General features: G+C 55.1%; 20 protein-coding genes and 1 pseudogene. 13 read left to right on the plus strand and 8 right to left on the minus strand.

Going from position 1 to position 21,454, the window contains the following annotated elements:
* Positions 1-54: 54 nt before the first annotated feature.
* Complete coding sequence (locus JMJ04_RS26490) at positions 55-1,143, plus strand: sulfite oxidase (RefSeq protein WP_201373423.1); 1,089 nt, start codon at positions 55-57, stop codon at positions 1,141-1,143.
* 32 nt (positions 1,144-1,175) lie between these two features.
* Here JMJ04_RS26490 and JMJ04_RS26495 read toward each other — a convergent pair whose 3' ends face one another.
* Complete coding sequence (locus tag JMJ04_RS26495; protein WP_201373424.1) at positions 1,176-1,892, minus strand: hypothetical protein; 717 nt, start codon at positions 1,890-1,892, stop codon at positions 1,176-1,178.
* Between the two features lie 510 nt (positions 1,893-2,402).
* Here JMJ04_RS26495 and JMJ04_RS26500 point away from each other — a divergent pair.
* Both JMJ04_RS26500 and def read left to right on the plus strand, forming a co-directional pair.
* Positions 2,403-2,681, plus strand: coding sequence for a helix-turn-helix domain-containing protein (locus JMJ04_RS26500; RefSeq protein ID WP_201373425.1), 279 nt, complete (start codon positions 2,403-2,405; stop codon positions 2,679-2,681).
* Positions 2,682-2,712: 31 nt separating this feature from the next.
* Positions 2,713-3,231, plus strand: coding sequence for a peptide deformylase (gene def / locus JMJ04_RS26505; RefSeq protein WP_201373426.1), 519 nt, complete (start codon positions 2,713-2,715; stop codon positions 3,229-3,231).
* Positions 3,232-3,278: 47 nt separating this feature from the next.
* Here def and JMJ04_RS26510 read toward each other — a convergent pair.
* A pseudogene (locus JMJ04_RS26510) lies at positions 3,279-4,067 on the minus strand (PIG-L deacetylase family protein); the annotation flags it as partial.
* A gap of 306 nt (positions 4,068-4,373) precedes the next feature.
* On the opposite strand from JMJ04_RS26510, the gene JMJ04_RS26515 reads away from it, so the two are divergent.
* The 3 genes from JMJ04_RS26515 to JMJ04_RS26525 all read left to right on the plus strand — a co-directional run bounded on the left by JMJ04_RS26515 (position 4,374) and on the right by JMJ04_RS26525 (position 8,259).
* Positions 4,374-6,488, plus strand: coding sequence for a glycosyltransferase family protein (locus JMJ04_RS26515; RefSeq protein ID WP_201373428.1), 2,115 nt, complete (start codon positions 4,374-4,376; stop codon positions 6,486-6,488).
* Positions 6,489-6,653: 165 nt separating this feature from the next.
* On the plus strand, positions 6,654-7,052 hold the full coding sequence (locus JMJ04_RS26520) for an ArsR/SmtB family transcription factor (RefSeq protein WP_201373429.1): 399 nt from the start codon (positions 6,654-6,656) through the stop codon (positions 7,050-7,052).
* A gap of 25 nt (positions 7,053-7,077) precedes the next feature.
* Positions 7,078-8,259, plus strand: coding sequence for a cation diffusion facilitator family transporter (locus JMJ04_RS26525; RefSeq protein WP_201373430.1), 1,182 nt, complete (start codon positions 7,078-7,080; stop codon positions 8,257-8,259).
* 176 nt (positions 8,260-8,435) lie between these two features.
* On the opposite strand, the gene JMJ04_RS26530 is transcribed toward JMJ04_RS26525, so the two are convergent.
* The 4 genes from JMJ04_RS26530 to JMJ04_RS26545 form a co-directional block, all read right to left on the minus strand.
* Positions 8,436-8,873, minus strand: a complete 438-nt coding sequence (locus JMJ04_RS26530; protein ID WP_201373431.1) for a hypothetical protein — start codon at positions 8,871-8,873, stop codon at positions 8,436-8,438.
* Positions 8,870-9,304 carry a DUF3817 domain-containing protein gene (locus JMJ04_RS26535; protein WP_201373432.1) on the minus strand — a complete coding sequence of 145 codons (435 nt, stop codon included), beginning with the start codon at positions 9,302-9,304 and terminating at the stop codon, positions 8,870-8,872. The genes JMJ04_RS26530 and JMJ04_RS26535 overlap by 4 nt, the downstream gene beginning before the upstream one ends.
* The gene (locus tag JMJ04_RS26540) at positions 9,301-9,618 is read right to left on the minus strand and encodes a hypothetical protein (RefSeq protein ID WP_201373433.1); all 318 of its coding nucleotides are present in this window, start codon (positions 9,616-9,618) and stop codon (positions 9,301-9,303) included. Before JMJ04_RS26540 ends, JMJ04_RS26535 begins: the two co-directional genes overlap by 4 nt.
* 74 nt (positions 9,619-9,692) lie before the next feature.
* Positions 9,693-10,352: a DJ-1/PfpI family protein gene (locus JMJ04_RS26545; RefSeq protein ID WP_420799527.1), complete on the minus strand. Its 660-nt coding sequence runs from the start codon at positions 10,350-10,352 to the stop codon at positions 9,693-9,695.
* Between the two features lie 193 nt (positions 10,353-10,545).
* Between JMJ04_RS26545 and JMJ04_RS26550 the strand changes: the two genes are divergently transcribed.
* On the plus strand, positions 10,546-11,499 hold the full coding sequence (locus JMJ04_RS26550; protein ID WP_201373435.1) for a GlxA family transcriptional regulator: 954 nt from the start codon (positions 10,546-10,548) through the stop codon (positions 11,497-11,499).
* Positions 11,500-11,689: 190 nt separating this feature from the next.
* Here the strand turns inward: JMJ04_RS26550 and JMJ04_RS26555 are convergent, their stop codons facing one another.
* On the minus strand, positions 11,690-12,703 hold the full coding sequence (locus JMJ04_RS26555) for a hypothetical protein (RefSeq protein WP_201373436.1): 1,014 nt from the start codon (positions 12,701-12,703) through the stop codon (positions 11,690-11,692).
* A 283-nt stretch (positions 12,704-12,986) separates the two neighbouring features.
* Here JMJ04_RS26555 and JMJ04_RS26560 point away from each other — a divergent pair, with 283 nt between their 5' ends.
* Entirely contained in the window at positions 12,987-13,229 is a 243-nt protein-coding gene (locus tag JMJ04_RS26560; RefSeq protein ID WP_201373437.1) for a CsbD family protein, read from the plus strand.
* A 149-nt stretch (positions 13,230-13,378) separates the two neighbouring features.
* Positions 13,379-14,473: an endolytic transglycosylase MltG gene (gene mltG / locus JMJ04_RS26565; protein ID WP_201373438.1), complete on the plus strand. Its 1,095-nt coding sequence runs from the start codon at positions 13,379-13,381 to the stop codon at positions 14,471-14,473.
* Positions 14,474-14,556: 83 nt separating this feature from the next.
* On the opposite strand, the gene JMJ04_RS26570 is transcribed toward mltG, so the two are convergent.
* Entirely contained in the window at positions 14,557-15,573 is a 1,017-nt protein-coding gene (locus JMJ04_RS26570; RefSeq protein WP_201373439.1) for a LacI family DNA-binding transcriptional regulator, read from the minus strand.
* Positions 15,574-16,011: 438 nt separating this feature from the next.
* Between JMJ04_RS26570 and JMJ04_RS26575 the strand changes: the two genes are divergently transcribed.
* From JMJ04_RS26575 to JMJ04_RS26590, 4 genes are all read left to right on the plus strand, one after another.
* On the plus strand, positions 16,012-17,403 hold the full coding sequence (locus tag JMJ04_RS26575) for a substrate-binding domain-containing protein (RefSeq protein WP_201373440.1): 1,392 nt from the start codon (positions 16,012-16,014) through the stop codon (positions 17,401-17,403).
* An 86-nt stretch (positions 17,404-17,489) separates the two neighbouring features.
* Complete coding sequence (locus tag JMJ04_RS26580; protein WP_201373441.1) at positions 17,490-18,434, plus strand: carbohydrate ABC transporter permease; 945 nt, start codon at positions 17,490-17,492, stop codon at positions 18,432-18,434.
* A 5-nt stretch (positions 18,435-18,439) separates the two neighbouring features.
* Positions 18,440-19,348 carry a carbohydrate ABC transporter permease gene (locus JMJ04_RS26585; protein WP_201373442.1) on the plus strand — a complete coding sequence of 303 codons (909 nt, stop codon included), beginning with the start codon at positions 18,440-18,442 and terminating at the stop codon, positions 19,346-19,348.
* Positions 19,349-19,384: 36 nt separating this feature from the next.
* Positions 19,385-21,433, plus strand: coding sequence for a glycoside hydrolase family 2 protein (locus tag JMJ04_RS26590; protein WP_201373443.1), 2,049 nt, complete (start codon positions 19,385-19,387; stop codon positions 21,431-21,433).
* Positions 21,434-21,454 lie beyond the last annotated feature (21 nt).

Genomic DNA, 21,454 nt, shown 5'->3' on the forward strand with positions numbered 1-21,454 from the left:
GCGAGCTACGCTTGCTATCTCTGGCACAAAACGTTTATGATCGGAGGTGGCAGTATGAGTAATTCTTCCGCGCACGCGCTTACTATTGTCTATCAGGAGCAGCCCTTGAATGCAGGCACTCCCCTACCCATTTTGCGCCGCTCCTTTGTGACGCCTCAGACGCTCTTCTTCGCCCGCAATCACGGATCTATACCCACTATCGATCCCGCAACCTACCGCTTCCGAGTCGGAGGTATGGTCAGGTCTCCCCTGGAATTCAGCCTGGAAGAGCTGCAATCCCGCTTTCCCTCTCAGACAATCATGGCCACCCTGCAATGCACGGGAAGCCGGCGCAACGAGCTTATGGCCTTGCATACAATCCCCAACGAGATTCCCTGGGGCGCCGAGCCTATCAGTAATGCCAACTGGCGTGGTGTCGCCCTCCGCGATGTGCTTCAGGCCACCGGAATAGCGCCCGCGGCGCGTTACGTCTCCTTCAGCGGTCTCGACGAGGTGTGGGAAGAGGGCAAGGCCGTTGGCTTTGGCAGCTCTATCGCGCTTGAGAAGGCCCAGGCGCCCGAGGTCATCCTGGCCTTTGAGATGAATGGAGAGCCACTCACGCCTATGCATGGCTTCCCGGTACGCGTCATCATTCCTGGCTATATCGGCGCGCGCAGCGTCAAATGGCTTGGGACGATTACCCTGCAAGACGAGCCTTCGCATAACTATTTCCAGGCCCGCGCCTATAAGCTCTTTCCACCCAACGTCACCCAGGCCCCGACAGATACCAGCCAGGGTAAGATGCTGGAGACACTTCCCCTGAACGCGGTCATCTGCATACCCCAGGATGGGCAGATGCTAGAGGCGGGACCGGTGCGCATTCTGGGGTATGCCTTTACAGGCGAGGGATCGCCCATCCAACGGGTCGAGATCTCGGCTGACAAGGGCAAGACCTGGACCGTCGCCACGATTACGGAGCGAAACGATCCCTGGGCCTGGTGCTTCTGGGAAACAACACTTGACCTTCCACCCGGCCCACACCAGCTATTCGCCCGCGCCTGGGACGCTACCGGGCATACACAGCCCGCCGATGCCCGCCAGCTCTGGAACTTCAAAGGTTACGCCAACAATGCCTGGCACCGCATCCGCCTTCATCTGGCCTGACAAACCACAACTAATTTATTCAATACGCTTTATCAATGGCTCTGCAAGAAGCGCTCTATCTGGGGCTGCTCGGCAGGGGTTGCGGGGCGGAACTGGTCTTGCTCGTTAATGTAGGCGATTTGCGTCCCCTGAAAAGACACGATCATATCAGGGCGATGATCTCCATTGACGTCTACAAAGCGCAACGTTACGGGCACGAGGTCATCTTGCGCGCCATATAACTGCGGCCCGGTATAAACATGGGTGTGCGCGGGATCTCCACCCGAAATTTCAATAACCTGGATACGCCGATTCAGATTAAGGGCAATAAAGTGGCTGGGTTGGCCCGCCTGCTCATTGTGCCCCACGCGCATATCCATCTGGAATGTGCGAGGTCGCCCATACCGCATATCATCAAGCAGGCCCTGGCCCCAGCCGAGAAGCAGACTCAGACATATCCAGAGCACAAGCATACCCAGCATACCCAGGCCAAGATAGACTAGGGGATGCGCGGCCTGCCCTCGTCTCCCACGCGGCGCATCCATTATCTCGGACTCAGGCAGCTTAGCCGTGACCTGGGGTGGATAACCTTCGGTTGTGCGCACACGCGAGGCCCGCTGGATCGGAGCTTGCGTACCTTTACGCGCCCCATTCTTCACGTTCGCATGAGAGGCGCCTTGTTTATCGGACGAGCGATACCGCACCAGACTCCTGGGGGTATGGCGCATCTCCGCCTCCTGCTCCTCGGCGCCAGTTATCGGCATCGACATCAACTGCTCCTTTCATGCAACCACGCCGTGGTATCCGACCGCAGAGTGGCCCCTTACCCGACAGTATAACTTATTCTATGCTTCAACATTAACAGCGCTAAAAAAGCGCGCTACTCCAATAAACGTGTGTCTAACGCGAAGGCCAATATAACCGTAATCCTGGTAGAGATTGTAGCAAGAAAAAGATGGGCTGTCTATACTTTTTTAGACCAAATTTTCTAATTTCCAGGCATTTTTAGAATTTTTGTTCTAATTCATTAATCCAAGCTAGCTTGGACCCTACAACAAGGTGAAAATGTATGGGCACGGAGGCGTGGGCGGACGCCCACGCCTCCGTGCCCATACATTTTCACCTGAGCGCCGCAGGTGCGAAGAGTCTTGCACAAAGAAGCCACTACAATGTATTGACATATCAAAACACATGACCTATAGTAGAGATAGCAATACAAACCCTGTTTGATACTTATGCTTGTATAAACGGTAGCGATAAAAAATTAGGGAGAATGACGCGTGCCAATATCATGTCAATTGCGAGTCCTGCTCGCGCGCCTGAACGTTGAGCGCGCCATGCAGAACACCAGTCCAATCAGTCTGCGCCGCATGGCGGAAGAGAGCGGCGTCTCGCTCAGTGTCCTGGTAGCGCTGCATACAGGGCGTAGCCAGAGAGTGGACTACACGACGCTGGATCGCCTGCTTACCTACTTCAACCGCTTCTTCCCGGTCACAATCAATGACCTGCTCACCTGGGAAAGCGCCAGCGAAGAAGAGACACATATAGCCGTTGGTTAAACACATTCTAAATTGAGGGAAAAATAAAATCATGCCACTACGCAATATTGTTATGCTGGGCGACCCCATTCTGCGCCAGAAGGCCAAACGCATCCACCGCTTCGATGCCTCGCTGCGCAAGCTCGTTAAGGATATGTTTGAGACGATGCATGCCAATGACGGCGCGGGTCTCGCCGCGCCCCAGATTGGCCTCTCGCTGCGCCTCTTTGTCGTGGAACTTGAAGATCCCAAGACTGAGAAATACTACAAGGTCGCCATGGCGAACCCGGAGATTATCAAGACCGAGGGCGAGCAGACCGGCCTGGATGGTTGCCTGAGCATTCCAGGCTACTACGGCGTGAATGTGCGCCGTGCCAATAAGGTCATCGTCAAAGGCCAGGACCTGAATGGCAAGCCGATGAAGGTCCTGGCCGAAGGCTACTACGCCTGGGCACTCCAACATGAGATTGATCACCTGGACGGCGTGCTCTTCATCGACCTGCTCGACAGTCCCGAAGACTTGCGCGAGGTACGCCATAGCGACGACGAAAAAGAAGAAGTTCTCAAATAAGTGGAGTATGATACCGTAGCCCGCTACTGGCGTACGCGGCTACGGTATCATACTCCACTTATTTGAAATACTTGATAGGTGGGCAGGCTGGCCGTGGATGCGCGCCGCACCCCCTCAAAGAGGTCCTGCTCCACGCTTCGCCCGCTATTGACCAGGCTGAAGGCGCGGTAGAACTCCTGCGGACCCCATAGCCGCTTATGGTCCTCAACCGAGAGTCTGGGCAGTTTCTCCAGGGGCGGAATCTGCGTGATGTGACTGCGAACGGCGTTCCAGGCCTGGCGCCAGTAGGCACTGGTATCCAGGCGTGTCGTTACGGCCCACTTCATCCAGGAGAGGCAGGTGCGCTCCTGCCCGTCGATATGCATGATCATATCGCCAAATATAGGGGTGTAGTGCGCGAACCAATCCTGGGTGGAGACGCGATAATAGAGCTTTGCTACGCGATGAGGACCCAGGTGCCAGCCCTGTCCATAGCCCTGGTCGGCTGCGCACAGCACGGCGGCCGTCGTAAACTGCGAGATGGCAATATGGTCGGGATGCCCATACAGTCCATCCGGGCCAAAGGTCACAACCACGTCGGGTCGCACCTGGCGCATCAGCGCCGTGATCTTCGCCACGGCTTCATCCCCATCTGCCTGGTCCAGGTCGCCGTCGATATAGTTTAGAAAGTCCAGGCGCGCTATCCCTAGTGCGCGACAGGCGGCTCGCAGTTCCTCCTCACGTATACGCCCCAGACCCTCCTGGCCTGGATACTCGCTCCAATCCCTGAACCAGCCACGCTCACCGCGTGTGGCAACCACCAGGGAGATCTCCACACCCTCCGCGGCATACTTCGCTAGCGTGCCCCCAGGGCAATTGACTCATCATCCGGGTGCGCCAGCACGCACATCAACTTCAATGGGGTAGGCATACTTCTTTCCTTCCAACAACAATCCCGATTTCTACACTGGCATTCAAATAAAACTTACTTGATCTAATAAGTCAAGTATAATAAGCCGGGCCAAAGAAGTCAAGAGCATAGGAGGTATGGAGGTAGGGGCTTATGGTGCAAGAAGTCAAGCGATCTGCGCATACATAACGTTACCGCATGTACTTAAAATCGTCTAAAACTTATACTGTTTTAGATGAGATAAGGTGAATAGATGATTAAGAATCCACCCTTAAGACTCCAATACTTCAAAAGACTCCAATACTCTAAAGCAAAGTTGACAGCCTGGCTGCGCGTAGTTGGTCAGCTAGCAATACTCGGTATCGTCGCGGTCGCGCTCCTGCTGCCGGCGCCCTTTACCTCTAATCAACTGCCAGCGGCCAGGCAGGAGAGTGACCTTATGATCAGTCACTGGCCTACCGCACTCCTGATTCAGCGCACCTTCGCTCAATATCATCAGTTGCCACTCTGGAATCCCTATTTTGGGGGTGGTCAGCCGCTAACCTCCGATCCGCTGGCGGCGCTCTTCTATCCCCCAACCCACCTGGTTCACTTTCTCCCTCTGCGTGACTACTATCTCGTGCTTATCCTGGGTCATCTGCTATTCGCTGGCCTGGGTACATTACTGCTTGCACGTCGTACGTTTGGCTTGTCGCATCTCGCCGCGCTGGTGGCCGCGATTGGCTATATGGCGACGCCACGACTGATCAGTCACCTGGGCGCGGGCCACCTGACGATCTTTCAGACCGTGACCTGGTTCCCCTGGCTGGCCCTCTCCTGCTGGGCGACTGTACGCGAGCCTCGCCGCTGGGGCGCGCTGCTGGGAATCTGCATCGCCATGACCTTGCTGGCTGGACATCCCCAGATGGCTTACTATGGCATGTTGATGCTGGCAGGCCAGGCCGCGTGGCTCCTGGTCAAGCGCTGGTGCCTGGAGGGGCGCCAGGCGTTCCTCGCCTCCCTGGCTGGTTTAGCCGTGGCTGGCGTCATTGGCGCGCTGATCGCCTCAATCCATCTCTTGCCACTGCTAGAGTTTACAATGCACTCAACCCGCCAGACCTCAGTAAGTTCGGGTGATACCTATCCCCTGGAAGTTTTTCTCCATGAGCTATTGAATCAGCAGGCCCGGCCTGACCTGCCCTGGGAAGGTATGCTCACGCCCGGACTGGTCGTTCTTGCCCTGGCACTGCTCGCAGCCATCACACGCTGGCGTAAAGCCTGGCCTCTGCTCCTGGGTCTCGTGCTCATCGCCGGGCTCGCGATGGGTAATGCCTCACCTCTCTATCTACTTGCCGCCCATATCCTGCCCAGTTTTGACCGCTTCCGTGGACTGGCGCGTATCTGGTTTATAGGACTCTTCCTCTTTGCCTTGCTCGCTGGGATCGGTATCGACGCGCTCCTACATCGAATACGACGCCTCTCCTCCTACGCCTCTGTCGCAACGGGTCTCCTGGCAGTCCTCATCGTCGCGCTTACGCTGGTCACTACAGACAGTGGATATGCACGCTCTAACGATGTCGGCGCCGTTACTAGGCCATCTACGCTAACGCAGACCGCGACGCACCTGGCTGGCAGCGGGCGCATATATGGTACACAGCGCAACCTTCCACAATTAGACGCAGTCCAGACTCAGACCCGCTTCGCCGATGGTTGGAATCCGCTTTTGATCAATTCCTACGTCTCCTATATGCAGAAAGCGGGCGGCTATACCTTTTATGGCTATCAATTTACGATCCCTGCGTATGACTCCCCTACCGTCGAACCAGATGCCAGGCTGCTTGGCTTGATGGATGTAAGCGTGGTGCTCTCGCGCCGACCGCTCTCCGATCCACACCTGGTGCAGGTCGGGAAGGTTGATAATACCTTCCTCTACAAAAACACTGCCGACGCGGGTTATGCCTACCTTGTCAACCCCGATTCCACCGGTCACTTACCAACGCTGAACTCACTTCAGCCGCTTAAAACGCCCATCCATATTGTAAACGCGGCACCTGAGCCAGACACCTTTACCTTCTCCACGGATAAGCCTGCTTACTTCGTGATTGGCACCCCCGCCTATCCCGGCTGGGTCGCCTCGCTGGATGGTCAGTCCGTACCCATCCAGCAGATCGATGGTATACTACCCGCGCTCAAAGTAGGTCCCGGTACTCACCGCGTGCGCTATACCTATGAGCCGCTCTCCCTACGCGTCGGCGCGACCCTCTCGCTCATTGGCCTCCTGACAGCCCTCATATGGCTGCTCTTCGTTGTCCGCCGCTCCAGGCGTACCCAACCCCCGCAGCCTGCACCGAAACAGGCCGAAAGCACTCCTGTACCCATTGGCGCCTAAGCCCTCTTTCTCAATCAAATAGAACGCTGAAGGGCCTGGGCAACTGCCCAGGCCCTTCAGCGTTCTATTTGATTTTTTCTCTTGACAGCTGATGCATAATATTTTATTATCTGAGTAGTTACTCAGATAAGCAGATAAGGGATAAGGGAGAGAAGCGAGAGACCCATGGCAAAAGAGACTGGACGTTCACCTATTGACGCCGAGGCCGTCGTGGCCGCACAGCAGCAGGCCCTGCCCGAGATCAATCTCCTCTTGATCGTGGAGACGTTTCAGGCCCTGGCCGATCCAACGCGGGCGCGCATCCTCTATGCCCTGACGCGCCAGACGCTGTGTGTGCGTGACCTGGCTATCGTCGTAGGCGTCTCGGAATCGGGTGTCTCACATCACCTGCGCTTTCTGCGTGATCGCCGCCTGGTCAAATCCCGACGCGATGGCACAACGATCTATTATTCAGTGGATGACCAGCATGTGGCCGCGCTCTTCCAGGAGGCCAACTATCACGTCGATCATGTCCAACGCGGTCTCCCCGATCATCCCTACATTATTCATTCACACGAGGACTAACTTCTTATCAGGAGGAACAATACCTATGGCACATTCCAGCGCCGCCCATGAGCATCATGAGCACTCCCATTCCCCAGAGCATACGCACAATCACGACCAGCACGACCATGCACATGAGTCACATGAGCATGACCATGACAATCATAGTCATAAGCATGATCATCAGCACGATCATACATGTGCGCACCATAATCACGACCATCATGACCATGGACATAGCCATGGTCCGCTGGGCTGGCTTGTCGACGCAATTCCCTTCCTCCATGGACATAGCCATGGCGAGGTCAATGTCGATACCGCTCTTGAAACCAGCGACCGTGGCCTCTGGGCACTGAAAATCTCTCTGCTGGGCCTGGGGGTGACCGCTCTCTTCCAGCTCATTATCGTCCTCATTAGCGGTAGCGTGGGCCTCCTGGCGGACACCATCCATAACTTCTCGGATGCCCTGACTGCCATCCCCCTGGGTATCGCCTTCGTGCTGGGAAAAAAGCTGGCGACCCGGCGCTATACCTATGGCTTTGGGCGCGCGGAAGACCTGGCGGGCGTCGTCATTGTGCTGATGATCTTCTTAAGCTCCCTTGTGGCGGGTTATGAGAGCATCATCAAGCTGCTCCACCCAGAACCACTGCGCAACGTCTGGTGGGTCATGGTGGCCTCCATCATTGGTTTCCTGGGCAATGAGGGGGTAGCGATCTTTCGCATCCGCGTCGGGAAAGAGATCGGCTCTGCCGCGCTGGTGGCCGATGGTCAGCACGCTCGCGTCGATGGTATGACCTCCCTGGCTGTGCTCTTTGGCGCGCTTGGTAGCCTCCTCGGTCTCCCCCTGGCGGACCCCATTATCGGCCTTCTCATCACCGTCGCCATCCTCTTCATCGTCAAAGACACGGCGCGCACCATGTGGCACCGCCTGATGGACGCGGTCGATCCCGCCATCGTTGACAAACTTGAACGCGTGGCTCGTGAGACGCCTGGTGTCCAGCAGGTCCGGCATATTCGCGCACGCTGGCTTGGACATAAGCTCTCCGCCGAGATGCAGATCCTCGTCAACGAAAATCTCTCGTTGCGTGAAAGCAACCAGGTGGTCGAGAATGTGCGCCACAACCTGTTCCACGCCCAGCCACGCCTGGCAAGCATCTCCGTCCACGCTCAACCCGACGCCCAGATCTCCGAGTCGCTTACAGCCCACCACGAGGCCCTGGCCCTCTAGTACAGTGTGTGGGGCACGAAACATCATGCACCGCTAGCGGTGCATGATGTTTCGTGCCCCTTTGACATGGCGATCCGCTTCATAGCCATCGAACCTTCCCTTTTTGCACTCCAGCGACAAAGGTAAGGTGAAGGCGGCAGCAGCCAGGTCGTTCACTGCTACCTTCTTCCTCTCTCTTACCCGACAAACGTCGCGCCAGTCATCACTCCGACAGCCAGTACGGTCAAGATAAATCCTGCAAGAGCCCAGCGGCGGGCCGGGACATTTTCCGTTTTGTTAATCGATCGGATCGCAGGACGTAACGCGCCATCGCCGATACCGAGAAGTATAATCGCGATCACAAAGCCCGCGATGATCAGGCTTCCCCATGCACTTCCAAAGAGATTGGCAAAGCCACGCGTTCTCGTGATGAGAATGAGACCAAAGCCCATTGTGAGTGTTCCTGTATAGGTAAGAACTCGTGTGGTCGTCAGAGCCAGCCGTTTGAGTGTCTCGTTCGGCTCTTTTCCTAGAAGCGGTATGATGAAAAAGGCCAGGAGTGCGTAGCCGCCCACCCATATTGCCGCGCCTAAGACATGTCCGTAACGTATCAGCCATGAGACGATTGTTGTCATACCGGCTCCTTTCGTTCATCCCGCACATGCACTTTTGTTGATGGGAAAGGTACACTAGACGTGCTGGTCTCCCTTTCAGCCGCTACTACGGCTGTCTTGTCTGAGACAGCATCGTGGATCAGAGCCTTCTGTGTTCTCACGCGTCGATTTATGATCCATTCACCAACTAATGCTCCTGGCGGTCCTGCGGTCAGCAAGACCGCTACGGGAAACCACCATTCCCAGACGCCATCGATCGCTCCCACTCCCACGATGACAAGCAAGAGCAGGAAATTGATGCCATGCAGGGGTCCAAGAATCTGGACCATCTCGCGCTGCCCAGTAAGCGCCGCAGACACAAGCGCGAGCAGGAGCACAAGATCGATCAGTGCAAATACGCGCACGATGCGTAAGCGGCGACGGATATGCTTGGTTTGCTGTATCGAGGTCATATTTGCTGTCCACTTTCAATGACTCGCATGCCAGTGACTTTGGAAGAGGGCAGCATTCCGGCCTTTGACGTGCCAGTGAGGGTGTCGCCGTCGATGGTCACGTCGAACGTGAGGTTCAAACGCATCGGTTTGGTAATTGACTGCTTCCAGGTGAGACGATTACCATTGAGGGCCGGGGTGATCAGTGGCGTGGTTTCTGCGTCGCCTTTCGCCATCCCTTCGACGACCCCCTCGTTCTCGGTGAGCTCAAGTGTGGCGGATTGCGTGCCAATCGGCGTTGCTATATTGATATTCCAGCTACCTGTAAGAGACATGTGATATCCTCTCATTCATTGCCCAAACCTGTTGAGTAAGGCGGGCGCTACCTGGAGAGATCGGGGAGATCGCTCTACATGGCAATTGCTTCGAGTCCTCTGTTGTGCCAGGTGGTTCCACGTCGCTCGTACTCGACAAGCTCCTCCACTGCACGAGCGATACGAGGACCAAGCTCACGTTCGAGCAGATACAGCCCAAGGTCCAGGCCAGAAGTGACCCCACCAGCAGTGACCAGATCGCCATCATCGACCACGCGGGCATGAACCGCGATGGCCCCAGTGGCCCCGAGGGCATCCATACCCATGTGATGCGTTACCGCGTGGCGGTCCTCAAGGAGCCCTGCCATCGCCAGCGCAAGGGAACCACCACAGACTGTCGCGACAGTGACCTTGGGATTGTCCAGGGCTTTTCTCATCAAGGCCGAGAGGTTTGTCTCCATCGTTCGCGCTAGCAGAACTGGAATAGTGTCGATCTTGCTCCCATTCTCGGGTTCGCTAATCCGTCCCGCTGCTCCTGGCATGATGATGAGATCGGCGTTGTCCGGGTTGAGGGTACCCGTAGCACGCAGGGCGAGACCGCCTGATCCGCTCACAACCTCGCGCGGTCCTTCCGCCGACACCAGTTCTACTGTCAGTGCTCCACCAGCTACGACACCTCCCGCCCCCAGTACCTCATACGGGGCGATGACATCAAGTGGATCAAAACCGTCAAATAGCACGATTTGTACATATATCATAAGGGATCCTTTCATAAACGTCGCAAACAATGACGGCTGGCTGTCGTCTTCTCTACTATAGGACAGGCTTATCTCGCCGAAAAGTGGCGAGATCGACAGGTATCAACGGATTCTCGCCAGACTGTGCGAGCCGATGGGGAGGCATCCTTCGCGATTGGCAGGAAAGAAGGGAAGATGATATAGTAGGGCCATGCATACAGTCGCAATTCTTGCCCTGGACGGAGTAGTGGCATTCGATCTGTCTACTCCGATTGAGGTGTTCGGGCGCACCTCTTTGCCAGACGGGCAGGCTGCTTATCGGGTACGAATCTGCGCTCCCGCCAATGAGATCGATGCAGGCACGTTTACGCTGCGCGCTCCCTGGGGTCTTGAGAGGCTAACCGAGGCAGACACGATTATCCTGCCCGGCCTGGCTGACATGACGACACCCATTCCCAATGAGGTGTTAGTCGCTTTGCGCAACGCGGCAGCACGTGGCATACGGATCGCATCGATCTGCAGCGGAGCATTTATCCTGGCTGCTACCGGACTGCTGGATGGTCTGCGTGCAACTACCCACTGGATCGCAGCGAGCGAGTTAGCACGACGGTATCCCAAAGTGGAGGTCGATGCCAATGTCCTCTTCGTCGACAACGGACAGTTCCTAACCTCCGCCGGGGCAGCCGCAGGACTTGATCTGTGCCTGCACATGATCCGTCGAGATTATGGTTCTGCTGTGGCAGCCGACGCCGCCAGGGTTTCAGTTATGCCTTTGGAGCGCGACGGCGGACAGGCACAGTTCATCGTACATGAGCCACCTCCCCCAGATGGGGCGACGCTTGAACCGGTGCTGCGGTGGATGGAAGAGCACGCACACCAGGAACTCAAGCTTGAAGACATCGCGGCCCAGGCCATGATAAGTACCCGAACCCTCAGCCGGCGCTTCCGTGAGCAGACCGGCACGACCCCGTTACAATGGCTGAATCGCGCTCGGTTGCGCAAGGCGCAATGCTTGCTGGAAACTACTGGTCACTCAGTTGAGTGGATCGCCAGTCACGTCGGATTCGGCTCGTCAACCACCTTCCGAGACCAATTCAAGCACCTCGTTGGCATCAGCCCGCAGGCATACCGACGCGCATTCCGAGGAACAGCGCCGATACTCTGATTGGCGGAGGATAAGAAGTCGTTCTTCCTAGTGGCCACGTACTAGTGGCCACGTACGTTCGACCTCTCACAAACGATGGTGATGAATCAGAAGCAGAAAGAAACTGATCGCGCTGACGACCCGTGAGCGGAGTGGTGTCTCTTCCTGGCTGAAGGGAAATGTCGCCGAGCGCGGCCTTCCCCTTCAACCTCTAGGAGGAGAAGTGCTCAGGGCTAAGCATGTCCAGAACCTCCTGCTCATCCTTATTGGTGGAAAGATAGTCATCGGTGGCAGGCTCAATCTTCCAGATCACCCCTTTAAGGGTCACGAAGCGCCAATCCAGGTTGGGGCTATTATTGAAATCAGCGGGAGTGGCGGTCTTTAACAGGTCCAGCACATCTCCTGGCGCGGTCTGGTGAATATCAAGCTGCCCAGATTGGACTTTATGGATATAATCTGCAACAATGCCCTCGGGATCCTCGCGGAAGATCACTCTATGCAGATTGCGCAGATTGTGCTCAGCGGCCTCGCGGTGCGCGGGAATGTCTATATCGCGCGCGATACGCAGGCGCAGGGCCTCGAAGAAGCTATATTGCACCAGGCCGCTACAGATAAAGCGTAACACAGATGTCCGAGAGGTCTCGTCCTCGTCCTCATGCTTGAAGAAATCAGCGACCTTCTGCGCGGCATCGGCGGCCTGTGGTAGGACTGAGAGATGGCGGCGGGCGGCGCGGGCGGCGTAGAGCGCGCTCAGCTCATAGACGGTTGTCTTATCGTAGAGACCATTGATCTGGTCGAAGGCGATGCCACGCACATGGCGTAGATACTCGATACCATGAGTATCTTCTGGGCTGTGGGAAGCGTGCCACGCCCGCTCCAAAGGGTTCTCCATATACCAATCCAGGTTGGGACGCTTGATACTGACGGTGAACTCGTCGTATGGCACGACCTCGTTGCGCCAGCTCGCGATATGCACCCCCTTAGTTTTGGCCTCGATCAAAAAGGTATTGTGATAGCCCATGTCAGGCTCACGGACGAGATACACGATAGAAGAGTGACTCCACTTGCTGGCCGTCGCCATCCGAATCAGGTGGGCAAAGATCTCGCGTGGATTCTTATTCTCGCGCAGAATAACATCAGAGACGCGAAGAAAGGGCCCGCCATTACGCTCATCAAGAAAGAAGTTCAACGGATCTTGTTGAATGCGAACTGCTCTATAGGCCATAACACATCCTGCCTTTTTTAATTCTCATGCCTGCGGCGCTCACCACACATCCCTACTATTTACTGACACGGATGACTTTTAAGAGCGGATGCGTGGATAAGTAATGCTGCCAGGATGAGGAATTGATGTGTAACCTTTTGGTAGGCTAAGGAGTGTTTAGTATATATAGTAAGTACTTTGTAAGCACTTTTGGTAAGTGCTTTTGCTACTTGTACGTTCTAGCCCGACCGAGGACTTTCTCGCTGGTCGGTGTACGATAGTCTTGAAAAGGAGTAATTTCACCATGGAAGAGAAGGATAAAGATCTTGGTACCAAGGGGAAAGAAGATACCTTGAAAGGCAAGCTTGGCAAGACCGCGGGCAAGATTCAGAGCAAGGTCGGCGAGGCCACTGGCAACACTGAGATGGAAGCCAAGGGCAAAGCCAAGGAGGCGGGTGGCACACTTCGTTCCACCGCTGGCAACGCCGAGCAGAAGGTTGACCGCACCCTCGACCGCGAGGAGCGCCGCGAGCGCCTCGACGAATAGAGAATAAAAGAAGAAAGAGCGCCCCCATCCTGTACAGGATGGGGGCGCTCTTTCTTCTTATCCCCTTGTGTATTAACAACAGTTGTGTTAAATATGATTTATATTCAAAAACATGAATGTAGATAAACCACAAATGAGGATTGTATTTTATGAAAAAGCGCGGGTATGGCCCTCTTATTGCCGTATTTTTAGTGACCTTGATCATGTTCGGGGCGCTTTGGGAAAGCTGGTCGGCCCTTAACACGCTCCTCACACCGCCGGACGTCACAAAGACTGACAAAATTTCTCTGGTGATCAATGATGGCGAGAGCACGCAGCAGATCGCCGATGAGTTGCAGGCGCGGGGACTGGTACGCAATGCCCTGGCCTTTCGCCTCCTGGCACGGATCAAGGGCCTGGATGTCAAGCTACAGGCTGGCGCGTATACCCTCACACCCGGCATGAACACGGATCAGATTATCACCAAACTGCTGAATGGACAACCCGACGGCAAGCGCTTCCTGATCCAGGATGGCTATCGCCTGGAGCAAATAGCCAATAGTGCCGCGGCGATAGGACTGCCACATTTTAGCAAGGATGATTTTCTCAATTATACCAAGCATCCCGACAAGTTCCCGGACAAGGCAAAATATCCTATTTTGAATAACCTCTCCAGCATGGAGGGCCTGCTTTTCCCAGAGACATATACCGTGCCCGTGACCTATAACACGGTGCAGATGATTGATATGATACTGGATCAATTTATTAAGGTTGAGAAGGACAATAACCTGGTAGCCCAGGCGCAACAGCACCAGTTGAGCGAATATGAGATGATTATTCTGGCCTCGATTGTGCAACGCGAGGCCAGTAACGCGAAACAGATGCCAACCATCGCCGGTATCTACTGGAATCTGGATAAGAATACAAGCAATGATGAGACAGTCGGCCTCCTAAGCTCTGACCCGACCGTGGAATACGCCTACGATACCGACCATCCACCGGCCAATGGGAAGTATTGGAGGGACCTCAATGACTACGGCTCAGGCAAGACGGTGGAACAAGATAATCCCTTCAACACCTATTGGCACAAGGGATGGACACCCACACCTATCAGCAGCCCCAACCTTGCCGCACTCCAGGCCGCGGCTTCGCCCGCCAAGACCGATTGCTACTTCTTCCTCACCAATCCCGCCAATGGCGACCTGGTCTGCGCCACGACTTACGCGGACCATCAAAAGAATGTAGCCAAGTACTTGCAGCATTAGCGCTGCTTGCTAGAGCACAAAAAATGAGTAAGAGTGTGTAACGGCGGTCTGGCTGTGCCAGGCCGCCGTTACACACTCTTATCTTATCTCCCCAGCGTACTGGCGCGCGCCTGGAGGCGGAAGGGGACCATAATGGATTCTGGTGGTTGGGTGCGCTGGCCCTTGATTCTCTCGATGAGCAGGGTCACGGCGAGGCGGGCTATCTCCTGCTTATCTGGTTCGATAGTGCTGAGGGCGGGCGTCGCATAGCGCCCATCTTCTATGTCGTCAATGCCAATGACCGCGATATCTTCGGGGATGCGGTAACCAGCCTCGTGAATAGCAGACATCGCGCCCAGGGCCATAAGGTCATTAAAGCAGAACACGGCATCGGGTAGACTGGCTCGCTCCCGGTTGAGCAGGTCGCGCATGGCCTGGGCGCCATCGGCGCGATGCCAGGAACCTCCCGTAACCAGGAGAGAGGTATCCAGGGGGATACTGGCTTCTTCCAGCGCCTTTTTGTAGCCCTGTAAGCGCAGGGATGGCGCCTCGTTAAGGGCCTGCTGGACACCGATTGCCGCGATGCGGCGCTTGCCTAGATCAATGAGATGCCCGGTAGCAACATACGCGGCCTCCGTATTGTCAATAAGCACGTGGTCGAAGGGCGCGCCAAATAATCTCTCACCTAGCAATACAATGGGGCCTTGAGACTGATTCTGGGCGATACTCTCTACGTCCAGCGTGTGCGAGTCTAGAATGACGCCGTCAAGCATGTGAGGACTCATCCCGGTAAGGATCGCCAGTTCTTTATCGCGCTGGGCAAATGTGTAGTCAAGCAGGACAGTGTAATTCATTTCGGACGCGGTCACAGTTATCGCGCGCGCCACGTCCGCGAAATATGGGTTGGAGAGATCTGGGAAAGCATAGGCCAGAACACTTACCTGGGCGTTGCGCAGGCGCCGCGCGGCCACGTTGGGCTTATAATTCAGTTTTTTAATCGCTTCAAGCACGAGCACTCGTGTCTCTGGTCCAACATGTTCAAAATTACCATTGACGACATTCGAGACCGTCTTAATCGAGACACCAGTATAGGCCGCGATATCCTTTAAATGTACCGTCATTGCGAAGAGAGAAATCCTTTAAAATAATCATTTTACTATTTTTATAGTCCGGCTATTGGAGATAGTACCCGCTTTTCTCAACAGTGTCAACGTATAACTCAGAGTAAGGTGTGATTTATGGGCAGGGTCTGTGACGGGAGCATTCGCTCCCGTCACAGACCCTGCCCATAAATCACACCCTTTCCTCCTTGACAGGGAAAAATTTTGTATGTTATACTTCGTTCAACGTTGAACTGGCAGAACTAAAGGGATTTACCGGTTGCCAATTCCGAGCATACTCTATTTTATGCATGGCAGCTTTCGTTGTCGCCGTCGTCATGATGACTACAGATGCTGTTGTATGCTTTATTGTCCCTGCTACACACATGGTTGTTAGTTTATGCGTCGTTGCATAACGTTTTCCAGGTCTTCTTTTGAAGAGGAAAGGAAAGTACACGGATGTCAAGGCAGTTTGATTCTCTGACCCCTGATGCCCCTCTCTCAGATATGCAAGCTATTTCTCGCCGCTCATTTCTCAAAACCTCAGCGACTATGGGAGCCCTGGCTGCCGCTGGAAGCTTCGGCCTGGCTGCCTGTAATTCACCCTCTGCCAGTGGGACCGCGACTGGCAGCGCGACTGCAACCGAAGGCACAATCACTATCTGGGATCGCTCTGGCGATCTGTTCCAGGTCTTTGACGCCACCATCGCTACCTTCAACAAGAAGTATCCCAAGATCAAAGTCAAGCACGTATCGGTCGATGTCGATTCCAAGTTGCCCACAACCCTGAATACCGGGGTGAATGTGCCTGATGGTTCGTTCTATGAGGATACCAATTTACCCGTGTTGGCCTCGCACTACTACGACATCACGGATTGGATCCAACCCTATACAAAAGATATCGTGCCGTTCAAACTACGTGTGAATACGCATAATGATCGCGTGGTGGGCATTCCCTGGGATCTCGATCCAGGCCTGTTGTATTATCGAGAGGACATGCTGCAGACAGCGGGTATCAGCCCGGATTCTATCCAGACCTATGATGATCTGCTGGAGGCCGCGCACAAGGTACAGGATAAGTTCGGGCCTAAATGCAAACCTATCCATCTGGAGCAGGATCCGGGACTTACTCAGCTCTGGGTCGAGATGTTTGCCAATCAACAGGGTGCCAGCATGGTAGACGCGAGCGGCAAGTTGCAGCTCAACTCTCAGGCCTACCTCAATATCATGAACTTCCTCAATCGCGTGCATACGGAGAATCTCGGCACACGGGCTGCGTATTTTAGCCCAGGCGATCTTGCCGCGATCGATGCCGACCAGGTAGCCTTTTATCCCTGGGCGGTCTGGGCGGTATATGGCGCGGACCTCCTCTTCAAGAAGAGTAAAGGCAAGTGGCGCGCGATGCCTCTGCCAGCCTGGACGAAGGGTGGCGCACGCGGAGCGGTCATGGGTGGTAGCTCCTTCATTATTCCGAAGAAGGCCAAGAATCCGCACCTGGCATGGCTATTCTACGAACACCTGGTCTTCAGTAAAGAAGGCTACTCAGCGGTTTACGGGCCAAACAAAATATATCCTGGTGGCATCAATACCTCGCTGCCATCATACCTGCCTGCCTTACAGACGCAGTTGTATAAGAATTCGGATGGCCTGGGTGGGCAGAATCTCTGGCAGGTCGCCACCGGAACTGTCAAAGATATCCCTGGAAACTTCTACATTGCTCCCTGGTATAACCAGGCGGTACCCTACTTCGGCACAAATGTGCAGCGTATGCTGGATGGACAGATGACCCCGCAACAGGTGCTCCAAAAGTCTTCGTCCGATATTCAGACAAAGCTGGTTGACCGCCAGTAGTTCCGACATATTCCGCGTGTATTACTTGTCAGGGGAGGGTGCATAGCGTTATGCTCTCTCTCCATCCTCAGAGAGGAGTTGTTGCTATGGCTGTCGTCACGCCCCCGCCACGTACAGTTATCCCCGAATCTGTGCCTTCACGCGCACCTATTCAGCGCATTCGCCATTGGCTAGGGGGTAGCTTCTCACCATATCTGTTTATCGCGCCGTTCTTCATCTTCTTTTTCGCGTTCTCGTTGTTCCCGTTGCTCTACGCGTTTGTCCTCAGCTTTACCCACTGGCATGGGGACGCGGACCCGCGCTTTATTGGCCTGGCAAATTACCTGTTTCTGCTCACAGATAGTGACTTCTGGGGTTCGCTGGCTAACTCCGCGCTCCTGTGGCTGCTCATCATCCCGGTGCGTGTGTTGAGCGCGGTCGTGGTCGCGGCCTTGCTCTCGCTGCCAAAATTGCGCTTCCGTGGTTTCTTTCGTACCTCGATGCTACTCTCCTACGTGGTCCCCCTGGTGGCTATTGTCCAGGTCTGGCTGGTGCTCTTTGACCAGGACTTCGGCGCAATCAATACCTTGCTCGTATGGCTGCACCTGCCCACCATTGGTTGGCTAACTACCAGCATGTGGTCAAAACCGACCCTGGCTATGCTAGTGCTGTGGTGTGGAAGCGCCTTCGCGGTTTTGTCGATGCTGGCTGCCATTCAGGCTATCCCCGCCGAATATTATGAGGCCGCCGCGATTGACGGGGCAGGCCCCATCCACCAGTTCTTTACGATTACGCTGCCCCTCTTACGCCGCACAGTCGGGTTCCTGGTGGTGTTCAGTACCCTGGGCGTAGTGCAGATGTTTGCCGAGCCAAAAATATTGACGAATGGCGGACCGTATAACTCGACTACCACGGCAGGCTTCTTTCTAAACTCCTACATAACTAACTCAGATTTTGGCACGGGCGCCGCGAACTCGTTCCTGCTGATGATAATTCTAGTGATATTGTCCCTGGTAATGCTGCGCTTTTTACGTGCTGGAGATGAGAGGTAAACGCTATGGCAACACTTGCATCAAACATTTCGCTAGCGAGGACAGATTCAGCCTCCAGGCGGCGTGGGACCTTCCGCGTAAGTAGCATTCTAGCCTATCTTGTTTTGTGCCTCGCGGCCCTGATAACGATCTTCCCCCTGGCATGGATGTTTATCTCATCTTTGAAGCCGGGCAACGAAATAGCCGCGACTCCCCTGGGGCTGGATATTCATACACTATCCTTCAACAATTACATGGCTCTGTTATCGGCTGTGCCAATATGGGTGGGCTTTCAGAATACACTAATCGTCCTGTTTATTCAGGGTGGAGCAACCTTGCTGCTCTGCCCCCTGGCAGGCTTTGCCTTTGCCAAGTTTGAGTTTCGCGGCAAACGCTTTTTCTTTAACTTTGTGCTCTCCACAATGATGCTCCCCGTCATCGCCATGATTCTGCCGCTCTTACTTGAAATGGGGGCCTTGAACTGGGTGGATAGCTATCAGGGCCTGATTGCCCCAGGCCTCGTGAATGCCTTCGCGATCTTCTGGATGCGGCAACAGATCGCGGAAATTCCAGATGAATTGCTGGAAGCAGCCAAAGTCGATGGATGCACACCTTTTGGTATGTACTGGCGGATTGTGGTTCCCTTGATGCGGCCCGCGCTCGCGGCTCTGGCAATCATGACCTTCCTAGGCATCTACAATGACTTTGTCTGGCCGGTAATTATTACCCAATCGGATACCATGCAGACCTTGCAGGTTATGCTCTCAAACCTGGCGACCCAGATCAATAACACTAGTCCTGGAACAACAGGACACGACGCCTGGGGCATGATTATGGCCGCGAGCACAATAGCAACTGTGCCTGTACTGGTATTGTTTATTGCGCTCCAGCGCCAGTTTATCAGCGGTATCCTGGCGGGCAGCGTGAAAGGCTAGATACTTACTTTCTTTTGGTAAAGGTTACAAAACACTATGGTTACTAATAGCAGGCGTGAGGCTTATCCACGCCCAGATTTTGATCGTTCGCATAGTTGGCTGTGCCTCAATGGAGGCTGGAAATTCCGGCCCGATCCCGAGGGAGAGGGAGATAAAGCGCATTGGGAGCAGCCAGGAGCGGCGCAATGGCTCCAACAGATCCAGGTCCCATTCGCCTGGGAGAGCAAAGCCTCCGGCGTGGAACGCGAATGGCTCTCGCTTGGCTGGTATCATCACCATATCGCTCGTTCCCAGGCATGGGAAGGCGAGCGTACCATCTTGCACTTTGGGGCCGTCCACTATCACTGCCGGGCATGGGTGAATGGGCAGTTCGTTGGCGAGCATACGGGAGGCTACACACCCTTCGCCTTTGATATCACCGACGCGCTCCAGGATGGTCAGGGTGAGCTTATAGTACGCGTTGAGGCCCCCCTGGATAAACGGGCCATTCCTCACGGCAAACAGCGCAGCCAACCCCATGATGACTACTATGAGTGCCAGTTTACCGCCAGCAGCGGCATCTGGCAGACGGTCTGGCTGGAGGGGCGCCCCGCGACCTATATTAAGCGCGTTCAGCTCTCAGCATCCGCTTCGCTCGATAGCATTCAAGCCCATATTGAACTAGATGGCGCATTGCCAGCACAAACCCTACTGTATGTACAGCTTGAGGACAGGGAGGAAGAGTGTATTCCTGTTGAAGGGAATGCCTCGCAAACCCTCAATTTGCCAATTACGCAACCAAGGCTCTGGACACCAGCGGATCCCTTCCTCTATTACGTCACTTTCCGGCTTGAGAGTCCCGCAGGACGCGACCGGGTACGAGCCTATACTGGGCTACGCAAAATTGAGATACAAGGAAAATACCTCTTTCTCAATGGCGAGCGCCTCTACCTGCGGGGCGCCCTCGACCAGGGATACTGGCCTGAGGGCGGCTATACCGCACCGAGCGACCAGGCCTTACGCCAGGATATTGAGATCGCGTTAAACGCTGGCTTTAACCTCATTCGTAAGCACATCAAGTTGGAAGATCCCCTCTGGCTCTACTGGGCGGACCGCCTGGGCTTGCTGGTCTGGGCCGAGCCTCCCTGCTATGGGCGCTTCTCGGAGGAGGCCTCGGCAACCTTTGACACTCAGCTCCCCCTCATGGTTGAGCGCGACTACAATCATCCCAGCATTATTCTCTGGGGTATTTATAACGAAGAATGGGGTCTGGACTGGCGGAGCGCCGAGGATCACGAGAAACAAGAGGCCGTCATTCGCGCCTATGATCTGCTGGCCGCTTGCGACCACAGCCGTCCCATTATCGATGATTCAGGCTGGAATCACGTGAAAACCGATGTCCTGGACTGGCACTACTATGACGAAGACAACCAGCGCTGGCGCGATATCACGGCGGCCCTGGCAGGCGACAACACGACCTGGTTCGGCCATCAGCTAGGCGTTGATCACTGGTACGAGACCCAGCTCAGCGTAGCGGACCAGGATCACAATGGCCTGCCGCTACTGAATGGTGAGTATGGAGCGGGAAGAAACGCGGAGGAGCGAGGCTGGTATTTCCGCTGGCAAACGCAGGAGTTGCGCCGCCACGCCGCGATAAGCGGATACATCTATACCGAACTCTACGACGTAGAGTATGAACTCTGTGGTCTCTACGATGCCGACAGGCACCTCAAGCCCCTCGGTTGCGACCCCGCGTGGGTAAACGCAGAAACCACCTTTATCTTTGATTTCCTGCCTCAGCGTCCCGGACTGGACTACATTGCCGATGGCGGTGAACTGGAGTTTGGGATACAATTCTCGCACCAGGGCGCGCAGGCGCTATCTGGCCAGCTCACCTGGTGGTGGGGAGAGGCTTCAGAACAGAAGCAGAGCCAGGCTTTGCGTATTGAACCCTTTACCATAACGGAAACATTTGTTCTGCACACGACAATGTCTCTGAATGCTAAGCGTGGAACGCTGCATCTACAGCTGCTAGATGAGCAGGATCGTGTGCGTGCTTATGCCTTCCTGGATGTTGCTCAGGCGCAAGAGGCTAATATAGCCTGACATAGTTATTGATCATTACGA

The sequence above is a fragment of the Ktedonobacter robiniae genome (genome assembly GCF_016587375.1).
Taxonomy (GTDB): Bacteria; Chloroflexota; Ktedonobacteria; order Ktedonobacterales; family Ktedonobacteraceae; genus Ktedonobacter; species Ktedonobacter robiniae.

Coding starts and splice junctions, on each gene's coding strand:
- JMJ04_RS26530 (WP_201373431.1), bottom strand. CDS start 8,873: ATGACAACAATCGTCTCATGGCTGATACGTTACGGACATGTCTTAGGC.
- JMJ04_RS26560 (WP_201373437.1), top strand. CDS start 12,987: ATGGAAGAGAAGGATAAAGATCTTGGTACCAAGGGGAAAGAAGATACC.
- JMJ04_RS26490 (WP_201373423.1), top strand. CDS start 55: ATGAGTAATTCTTCCGCGCACGCGCTTACTATTGTCTATCAGGAGCAG.
- def (WP_201373426.1), top strand. CDS start 2,713: ATGCCACTACGCAATATTGTTATGCTGGGCGACCCCATTCTGCGCCAG.
- JMJ04_RS26515 (WP_201373428.1), top strand. CDS start 4,374: ATGATTAAGAATCCACCCTTAAGACTCCAATACTTCAAAAGACTCCAA.
- JMJ04_RS26575 (WP_201373440.1), top strand. CDS start 16,012: ATGTCAAGGCAGTTTGATTCTCTGACCCCTGATGCCCCTCTCTCAGAT.
- JMJ04_RS26570 (WP_201373439.1), bottom strand. CDS start 15,573: ATGACGGTACATTTAAAGGATATCGCGGCCTATACTGGTGTCTCGATT.
- JMJ04_RS26525 (WP_201373430.1), top strand. CDS start 7,078: ATGGCACATTCCAGCGCCGCCCATGAGCATCATGAGCACTCCCATTCC.
- mltG (WP_201373438.1), top strand. CDS start 13,379: ATGAAAAAGCGCGGGTATGGCCCTCTTATTGCCGTATTTTTAGTGACC.
- JMJ04_RS26590 (WP_201373443.1), top strand. CDS start 19,385: ATGGTTACTAATAGCAGGCGTGAGGCTTATCCACGCCCAGATTTTGAT.
- JMJ04_RS26540 (WP_201373433.1), bottom strand. CDS start 9,618: ATGTCTCTTACAGGTAGCTGGAATATCAATATAGCAACGCCGATTGGC.
- JMJ04_RS26585 (WP_201373442.1), top strand. CDS start 18,440: ATGGCAACACTTGCATCAAACATTTCGCTAGCGAGGACAGATTCAGCC.
- JMJ04_RS26535 (WP_201373432.1), bottom strand. CDS start 9,304: ATGACCTCGATACAGCAAACCAAGCATATCCGTCGCCGCTTACGCATC.
- JMJ04_RS26495 (WP_201373424.1), bottom strand. CDS start 1,892: ATGTCGATGCCGATAACTGGCGCCGAGGAGCAGGAGGCGGAGATGCGC.
- JMJ04_RS26580 (WP_201373441.1), top strand. CDS start 17,490: ATGGCTGTCGTCACGCCCCCGCCACGTACAGTTATCCCCGAATCTGTG.
- JMJ04_RS26555 (WP_201373436.1), bottom strand. CDS start 12,703: ATGGCCTATAGAGCAGTTCGCATTCAACAAGATCCGTTGAACTTCTTT.
- JMJ04_RS26550 (WP_201373435.1), top strand. CDS start 10,546: ATGCATACAGTCGCAATTCTTGCCCTGGACGGAGTAGTGGCATTCGAT.
- JMJ04_RS26520 (WP_201373429.1), top strand. CDS start 6,654: ATGGCAAAAGAGACTGGACGTTCACCTATTGACGCCGAGGCCGTCGTG.